The organism is Peribacillus sp. YIM B13482 (assembly GCF_042787975.1).
GTDB lineage: Bacteria > Bacillota > Bacilli > Bacillales > DSM-1321 > Peribacillus > Peribacillus simplex_A.
In genome coordinates this window covers 1-8,368 of the sequence record NZ_JBHZPF010000097.1, presented here as the reverse complement: position 1 = coordinate 8,368, position 8,368 = coordinate 1, and the positions used below count along the sequence as shown (strand labels likewise).

The 8,368-nt window shown below is 38.3% G+C and carries 9 protein-coding genes and 1 riboswitch; of the genes, 3 read left to right on the top strand and 6 right to left on the bottom strand.

Annotation, left to right across the window (positions count from 1 at the left end; genetic code table 11):
- Positions 1–202: 202 nt before the first annotated feature.
- Genes ACFX4L_RS24360 through ACFX4L_RS24350 form a run of 3 tightly spaced genes read right to left on the bottom strand, consistent with a single transcriptional unit; the run spans position 203 to position 2,430 of the window.
- Complete coding sequence (locus ACFX4L_RS24360; protein ID WP_377406508.1) at positions 203–1,234, bottom strand: TolB family protein; 1,032 nt, start codon at positions 1,232–1,234, stop codon at positions 203–205.
- A gap of 12 nt (positions 1,235–1,246) precedes the next feature.
- Positions 1,247–2,110 (bottom strand): permease prefix domain 1-containing protein, encoded by an 864-nt coding sequence (locus ACFX4L_RS24355; RefSeq protein WP_377382332.1) that lies wholly within the window; start codon positions 2,108–2,110, stop codon positions 1,247–1,249.
- Positions 2,110–2,430, bottom strand: coding sequence for a PadR family transcriptional regulator (locus ACFX4L_RS24350; RefSeq protein WP_089364730.1), 321 nt, complete (start codon positions 2,428–2,430; stop codon positions 2,110–2,112). Before ACFX4L_RS24350 ends, ACFX4L_RS24355 begins: the two co-directional genes overlap by 1 nt.
- 310 nt (positions 2,431–2,740) lie before the next feature.
- Here ACFX4L_RS24350 and ACFX4L_RS24345 point away from each other — a divergent pair, with 310 nt between their 5' ends.
- Entirely contained in the window at positions 2,741–3,487 is a 747-nt protein-coding gene (locus ACFX4L_RS24345) for an alpha/beta hydrolase (RefSeq protein ID WP_061464478.1), read from the top strand.
- A 211-nt stretch (positions 3,488–3,698) separates the two neighbouring features.
- Here ACFX4L_RS24345 and ACFX4L_RS24340 read toward each other — a convergent pair whose 3' ends face one another.
- Positions 3,699–4,403: a DUF421 domain-containing protein gene (locus tag ACFX4L_RS24340; protein WP_061466171.1), complete on the bottom strand. Its 705-nt coding sequence runs from the start codon at positions 4,401–4,403 to the stop codon at positions 3,699–3,701.
- 321 nt (positions 4,404–4,724) lie between these two features.
- A riboswitch (purine riboswitch) is annotated at positions 4,725–4,829 on the top strand.
- 175 nt (positions 4,830–5,004) lie between these two features.
- On the opposite strand from ACFX4L_RS24340, the gene ACFX4L_RS24335 reads away from it, so the two are divergent.
- Positions 5,005–6,198 (top strand): nucleoside transporter C-terminal domain-containing protein, encoded by a 1,194-nt coding sequence (locus tag ACFX4L_RS24335; RefSeq protein ID WP_061464477.1) that lies wholly within the window; start codon positions 5,005–5,007, stop codon positions 6,196–6,198.
- Between the two features lie 103 nt (positions 6,199–6,301).
- On the opposite strand, the gene ACFX4L_RS24330 is transcribed toward ACFX4L_RS24335, so the two are convergent.
- Positions 6,302–7,450, bottom strand: coding sequence for a CAP domain-containing protein (locus tag ACFX4L_RS24330; protein ID WP_377406507.1), 1,149 nt, complete (start codon positions 7,448–7,450; stop codon positions 6,302–6,304).
- Positions 7,451–7,480: 30 nt separating this feature from the next.
- Positions 7,481–7,792 carry a hypothetical protein gene (locus ACFX4L_RS24325; RefSeq protein ID WP_284469967.1) on the bottom strand — a complete coding sequence of 104 codons (312 nt, stop codon included), beginning with the start codon at positions 7,790–7,792 and terminating at the stop codon, positions 7,481–7,483.
- 220 nt (positions 7,793–8,012) lie between these two features.
- Between ACFX4L_RS24325 and ACFX4L_RS24320 the strand changes: the two genes are divergently transcribed.
- The gene (locus tag ACFX4L_RS24320) at positions 8,013–8,258 is read left to right on the top strand and encodes a hypothetical protein (RefSeq protein WP_284469968.1); all 246 of its coding nucleotides are present in this window, start codon (positions 8,013–8,015) and stop codon (positions 8,256–8,258) included.
- The last annotated feature ends 110 nt before the right edge of the window (positions 8,259–8,368 follow it).

Genomic DNA, 8,368 nt, shown 5'->3' with positions numbered 1-8,368 from the left:
GTAAACAGCGCGGAATCAAGAGTGTAGCATGAATTTACGAGTAAAAGTGCGAAATTCACGAGTAAACAAGCCGAACCACGAGTAAACAGCGCGGAATCAAGAGTGTAGCATGAATTCACGAGTAAACAGTCCAAATTCACGAGTAACCCCATAAAAAAAGGATTCCGGCACCGTTAATAATTGGTGCGGGAATCCTTTTTTATTAATTAGGCAACAAAATTTCTTCGGGGTTGGCTCCATCAATCTCCACTTTATATAGGTGATACTGTGGATCGCTTTTGCCGAATTTCTTGTCTACCATAAAGTAGACATTTTTTGAATCGCTGCTGATGACTGGGCGATCTGTGTATCCTTGAAGATGGGTCAGCTGCTTTTCGGTCTTGGTTTTGAGGTCATAGCTATATAGCTCATAAATATAGGTACTGCCTGATTGCTCATTGGAGATGGACTGGAAAATTATCGTTTTTTCATCAGGGGTAATTGTGAAATCAAAAATGTCGACATCACGTTTAGAATCTGTGACAGTTTCGACACTTGATTTGTCAAATTTCACTTTGAAAATCCGTTGATGCGTTTCAAAAATATCATCAGCCGTTTTAGCATCCGCGTCATCATCGGTTTGATAATAAGCGGCTTCTCCATCAAGGGCGACATTTAGGGAACTAAGACCATATTTCTTAAAAGAGGTTAGTTGGATGGACTCCTTTTTTTCTATATCAAACTCGTAAATATCGTAATCGTGAGGGCGGGGACCCGTGATCGGCGAGTAGTTTTTAAACGTACCGGCTCCGATATAAAAGAGAGAGCGGCCGCTTTTTGTGAAATCGAGTTCTGTGACCAGGAAGTCTGCTTTGAATAATTCACTGATTTTCTGTGATTTCATATCAAAAAGGTGAATGGAACTGGTTGAATCTTCTTCTTGGTTCTTTTTAGCTACGATAAAGGCAAGTATATCCCCTTCGTAGGAATAAGTCGGGTCGAGGATTTGTTCATCGTTGCTCAATTCAAGGACTTTTTCTTCAATGGATAATGCAGGATTATAGAGCTTTAATTGTGGTTTCCCCTTAATGTGTGTGACGTATGCAATTGTTCCTTGGGCGGATACGTCGTATTGATTGGTTAAGCCCTGCTGCTTTTCATTTTCTTCTTTTTTAAAGATCAATCCGGCGATGACAAACAATACAGTCACAATCGCAAGCGTGATCAGAATGAGATAGATGTGCATCTTTTTCATTTGAAGGACTCCTTAACGGTAGAGTATCATCATCGTAACAATAATGGCTAGAACAAGTAATACCTGAAAAACAGCACATATATTTGAAGCAACAGGAAGCTTTTTTAACAGTTTAATCTGTAGGGTATATAACGAAATCCATAAGACGGTCGGGATGAAAAATAAAAGCATAAACGGCTGGACTTCACTTGAGAAGATTAAAAAAGCATATAAGAAAAATAAGGTAACTGACAAAATCAAGATGCCGAGTGAAATATTGAAAATGTGCAGAAGTTTTGCTTTTTTTAAAGTCTTTCCACTATATCCCGGAAGAACCAAGGCTGTTTTGTAAATGAGGTAAAGAGATAGTAGGAGAATTGCTGCCATAATCAAGCTGAATAAAGGAAATAATGTGAAGTCAAGGGCGGAAGCGATTCCCCATCCATATACATAGACAAGGGCATGGGTCACTAACACGGTGTTGACCATGATTTTCCGGTTGATAGAGACTAGGAGGTTAAGTGTAAGTGAGAGTAAAGTTGCACTAGTCAGTATCGAAAAAAGAAGCCAGCCGATGTAAGCATCTCCTTTTTGGAATAGTTGCAGCGCATACACCGAAAACGTAAAAAGAATTGAAACGATGGATAAAGTAAGCATAAACTCTTTTCGGTATGGAAAGATGGCCTGCTGAATTTGACTGCCGATTTCCCATTCGTCGCCAAAAAGGATTAATGCCATTTTCTCGGCTTCTTTTGGGGTCTTCCCCTGCTTCATTAAATCATCCCGGCTCAACTCCAAATGGAGGAGCAGTTCTTCAGACATATCTTCTTTTTCTTCCTTGGTACAATCAGTTTGGTTGACGATTTTTTTTACATACTTTTCAAATGTTGTTTTCATCAGAAATCCTCCGCGCTTTTCCGAACTAAATTTTCAAGGAAGGTAAAGCTGCTGCGTTTACGTTCAAGCTCGGTTCTGCCGCTGTCCGTGATACGATAATATTTCCTGCGACCTGACTCAGACTCTTTCCAATACCCTTCTATAAATTCCTTTCTTTCTAAACGCTTAAGAGCCGGATATAGGGTACCTTCACTGATTTCGTATTGCCCCTCGCTCATTTGCTTAAGAATCTTCGTCATTTCATAGCCATAAAGCTCTTTTTGTGAAAGAAGTGAAAGCAAAAGGAGGTCAATGCTTCCCTTCATCAATTCTTTATCCAAATAATCACCTTCTTTTATCATTTGCTTTTAGTGTAATACGATGTACATCGTATTACAAGGTGCATTTTACTTTTCTTAAAAAAAATGGTTAAATGACGATTGCTAAATAAAATCAATCATAGTAAAATGTGCTTCGGAACGGATGAGTTGTAAAGAGTGTGGTAAGGATAATAAATACATGATTTATCTGTTTGAATGAAAATACGGAATAGGATAGAAGAAATCCCACTCAAGGGGTATTAATTGATTTTTTTTTGAAAATCATTTAGATTCTATTTATCAACAAGAGCAGAAAGAAGGTCCTAGATAGATGAAAGTGAAAGCACCTGAGTCATTCACATACAGAGGTGGAAAAAGAGCTGTTCTTTTACTTCACGGGTTTACCGGAAGTACAGGAGACATGAAGAAATTAGGGAAATACCTGAATGATCGCGACTATACTTGCCACGGACCCCTTTATAGTGGGCATGGCGTATCAGCCGAGGAACTTGCTAAAACAAGTCCAAAGCAATGGTGGAAAGATGTAGTGGAAGGTTATCAATTCCTTAAAGATGAAGGCTACGAGGAAATTGCTGTTGCAGGAATTTCTTTAGGAGGATTGTTCTCATTAAAAGTAGGAATTGAACTTCCTGTAACAGGGGTAGTTGCAATGTGTGCACCGACACAAGGGAAAAGTAGCGATCGACAAAAAAAACGCTTGCTCAATTATGCACAGGCCTATAAGAAGTTTGAAGGCAAAGATGCAGACCAAATTGCTGCCGAAGTGAAGCTGTTGGAAGAAGACCCTATGACTTCGCTGAATGATATGGTGAATATAATAAATGAGACTGGTGAAGATTTAGATTTAATCACATCACCAACTCTTGTTTTACAAGGGCGTTTGGATGATCCCGACTATACGAACAGTGCTACAGCGATTTTCAATGAAGTCGATACGCAGCATAAACACTTGATATGGTATGAAAACTCTGGCCATATAATCACATTAGGTAAAGAACGTGAGCAGGTTTATGAGGATGTGTACAAGTTCTTAAATACTCTGCATTGGTCGGAGTAATAAGAGAGTTTTCTTGAAGGTCATGAATGTGATATGATCCCCTTTAAGTTTGAAAGTGTAAAGCCGACATTTATATGTAGGTTTTACACTTTCTTCTTGAGGGGATTTTATTTTGTCTGCAAAAAGAAATAACTCAAATTTTCACCGGGAATTATTTTTAAGCGAGAAAAAAGTATTTATATTCTTTCGCAGTACTAAGGGCTTCAAGGAGCTATTTGTAAAAAAAGACCTTTATGTTATCGTTATTATCAATGGTTGCTAATAAAATATCGTTCACGTCCGCATTATAAGTCATTTTGAGACTTTTTTTCAGCCATACTTCGTCTTTACCGTCTTGATTTAATTCTTTAAAATCAATCTTCCCCTCTTTAATAATCGTTTTAGGTAAAGTGAAGGCTTTAGTTGCTATATGCATATCTGCTGGAGTTAGCGCTTTATATTGAGGATCTAAAAACAATGAAATAGTACCATCAGGTTCCCATAGTGCGAGTGATACTTTTTCAATATCGACAATTTTTTCTTTTCTTAATTCAGATAGTAAAAAATCGATGGAGATTCGAGCCCTTGCTAAGCTTTTGTAAACGATTTGCCCATTTTCGATAAGGGTAAAGGGTGAGGGGTCAAAGAACCTTCGGAGTTTGCCCCACTTAAGACTTGTGAACACATTAATGATATATAAAATGACTAATACACAGGTCGTTATCATTGAACCCTTCAAACCTGAATGTGCATCAGACAAAGGGTGGGCAAGAATGTTCCCAATAATTAATGCCATTATAAAATCAATTAATCTTAACTGAGAAATGGCTCGTTGCCCCATCAATTTAACCGAAAAAAGTAAAACGATGAAGGATGTAATGGCTCTCAACATCCACTGAACTGTAGTAAGAGTTTCCTGGCTAAAAATAAAATCCACCAAAATCCACGTCCTTATCAAGGAAATATACTATTTAGTATGAAGCATTGAATCAAGGATTATCACAGGTGGGAAGTTTTTTTAAAACGGCATGACTCTAAAGGGTAATATGGCGAATTTACTCGAGCTATAACAACACCGCTATAAAGCAGGTGTTTTTTATTGTTGATGGGTGGGATATACTACTTCATAAGTATTACCCAACATTGGCCCTTCGGAGACTTCTTTTTAAAATGTTTTCGAAAGATTTATATTAATATAACAATTGTAAAACGTATTGTAATTGAAAATAAACTGATTTAAAATGATATCTTTCCTAAGAATTTATTTTAAAAATATCCTTGTATATTATCAGTAACAATGGTCTGATAGTTTCTACCTGGCAGCCGTGAATAATGCCGGACTACAAGGAAGTATGAAAATAAAAGAGATGAATAGGTTTATGGTTGGTTCGCTTGAAAACTTGATCCAGCATACCCCCTTTTTAATGAAGGCTCTTACTTTTTCACACTTTCTTCCTGCGGCTGAAAGTGTAAAAAGGTAAGGGCTTTTTATATAAAAAAAATGAATGGGAAATGATATATCCAAAGGGGATGAAAGCATGTATTTCTTATTGAATATACTGGGTGTTTTAGTTGTAATGGGCATCGTTTACCTTTGTTCACCTAATAAAAGGAGCGTTAAGTGGAAAGCCATTCTTACCTTACTGGTTCTTGAATTGCTTATCACAGGGTTCATGTTATCAACTAAGATAGGGGCGTGGGTCATTAATCTGATCGCTTCATTCTTCACCTGGTTGATTGGATGTGCAAATGAAGGGATTTCATTCGTCTTTCCTTCAGTTATGGCAAATGAACATGTGGATTTCTTTTTCAGCGCATTGATGCCAATTATTTTCATTATCACGTTTTTTGATGTTTTATCGTATTTCGGTATACTTACCTGGATCATTGATAAAGTGGGATGGCTCATCTCAAAAGTATCCGGTTTGCCAAAACTTGAGAGTTTCTTTTCGATTCAGATGATGTTCCTTGGGAATACCGAAGCACTTGCTGTTCTCCGCGTTCAACTCGGCGCGATTAAAGATCAGCGACTTTTGACATTTGGAATCATGAGCATGAGCAGCATCAGCGGTTCAATCATTGGAGCCTACCTATCCATGGTACCGGCAACCTATGTATTTGTAGCGATACCTTTGAACTGCCTAAATGCCTTGCTAATTGCTAACATGCTAAATCCCGTCGATGTCAGTAAAGAGGAAGACGTCGTTTATGTACCTTCTAAAGAGGAACGTAAAGATTTCTTTTCCACCATTTCTAACAGTATGCTGGTGGGGGCCAAAATGGTCTTCGTCATCATGGCAATGGTAATCGGTTATGTGGCGTTAACGGCCAGTGTAAACGGTATTTTCGGTTTCTTTGTGGATGGCCTGACCATTCAAAAAATCTTCTCTGTCATTTTTAGTCCATTTGCATTCCTGCTTGGACTAACAGGACATGATGCGATGTATGTCGCTCAATTGATGGGAATCAAGCTTGCCACGAATGAGTTCGTCGCCTTGCTCGATTTAAAAGATAAAATCAGTACGCTGTCTCCGCATACAGTCGCTGTTGCTGTCACTTATCTGACGTCATTTGCCAACTTCAGTACAGTGGGAATGATTTATGGAACATTCAATTCCATCCTAAATGATGAGAAATCGAACATTATCGGAAGGAATGTCTGGAAACTGCTGCTAAGCGGGATGGCTGTTTCCTTGTTAAGTGCCATGATGGTTGGATTATTCGTTTGGTGATACATTATAAAAGAGAGGGCATCCATTTTTAAAAAATGGATGCCCTCTCTTTTATTCTGGAGAAAAAAGCTGTGCTGGGATTCTCCATGCACAGCTTTTTGGTTTATTTCCTCAAATAATTCTCCGTATAATATGGTTTATTTTCCTCATCGAAGGCCACTCCGACACCGAGCGATTCAAAATCCTTCTGTAATTTGTTTTCCCTGTGGCCAATGGAATTCATCAGGCCTTCATGGGCAAAGATACTGCTATTCTGACCGGCAGCCAAGTTTTCCCCAGCCATTCGAAACTTGATTTTGTCATCTTCCATCCTGTCGAACGGGGATTCTCCTTCAAGGTTTGTATGGTTGAAGTATTGATTCACGGCCATATCTGTACTGTGATCCTGTGCAGTGACCTTCACTCGTTTATCCCATGAAAGCACTGAGAGATCATGATTGACCCGTGATGCATTGGTCAAATCGAATAATTGATATTCGAAGCCTTTCTTTAACTCGGGGCTGGCTTTTGCAAAATAGCCGCTCTTTTGCTTTTCCAGTTTTTCGTCGATGATCTGGATCGATGTGACTGTATTATTTTCATGTTTATCATAAAAAATGGTCACATAGCTATTATCCATTTTAAACATATCGTATTCGCCATCACTTCGAATCTGATAATAGACGTTGCCTTTAAGAAGTTTTGTTACAGGCTCGCCCAATTTCGCAGTCACGGTTTCCTTAGGGGTGCCGCGTTTAATGCCTTCCTTTGAGGAAATCAAATCTTGATTCGTATATAAACCAACAACTTTATTGTTATTATCGTAGGCAACCATGAAGAAGTTTTGATAATTTTCGTGATAGGCGAACCAGTCTACGCCATATTCATTCCGCGTTTTCCGCTTTGCTTCCCCAGCCAGTTTTTCTACGTCATCCTTTGTGTCGCCAATTTCGATATTACTGACTGAAAAGGATGCTTCAGAAGGTGCTTCCAATGCTGGTTTTTTCACTTTTTCCGTTTCTTGCGTTTCTTTTTCTGAAGCGGTATCCAAAGTTTCAGCCAGCGAACCCATCAGGTTGTTGACTCCGGTGTTCAGTTTTTCCAAGGCAGTTGAAACCTCGGGCCCGTTTATGAAGGAACGAACATCGGATGCAAAGGAACCAACCCCCGCCTTGAATCCAGACTCCTGAATATTTTTACCATATCCATACCAAAATCCACCGAGTAGGAGTATGAGAACCACAATATTAAACAAATTCCGCAAATCGTTCACTCCTGCTCTATCTGGGATAAAGAATCCCGATTATTGAAATATCAGCTGCAGCACACTTAAAACAGGTGGGGCACATAACAAAAAGAGTGAACACATGATTAGTATTTGGGAGGCCGTTTTTGGAAGCTTTTCCTTCCCTTTTCCCGAATACCAGCCACTGAACTGAAGTTTATTTCTATACCAGACAAATAATAAAATGAGTATCGCAATCGAGCCTAGCCAGCCATACTGATTCTGATTAACTCCTATGTTTATATATATACCGTTTACAATATTTGAAATGATCGATCCGGCTATCCCGAATATTAATATGATGCGCATCAATTCTAATAAGACCCTCATATGTCACTCCTTGGTTTCACCATTATACTCATTTGTTTACAAAATAAAAACTTTAAGTGATCAACACTGTCCTGCTTGATCACATACAGAGTTTACATATTAAATCGCATACATATTATACCAAAAATGCAGTGGGGAATAAAACGGATGCCTCTTACGATGGTATTTTTATTAGGTTTGTTATAATTTGTTAAATTAATACACTGAGGCGGAATGCTTTATGGATAACAAAACCCAGCTGGCTTTCATTCTTGTTTTAATACCTCTCGCAATATCGATTTTTATTTGCTTCAAACCTGAATTATTAATATCTGGAGGATATGATTCAGCTCTTGATGGGTATGTAGTGTCCATGATCATTTTCACTTTGCATTTATTAGTTAAATTAGGAGGATTCATTATAAACAAAAAAAATAGCACATTTGAGCTAATCTTTTTTGTTTTATTCTTCAATGATGATGTTTGATCGGTTCAGCAAAAAAACGGAATCCCTTTAGTGGAGGGCACTGAAAAAGTCCCTTCGGGCCAATAGAGGTAGTTTTTCTCAGTTTATTCTGAGGAAATCTACCTTTTTTT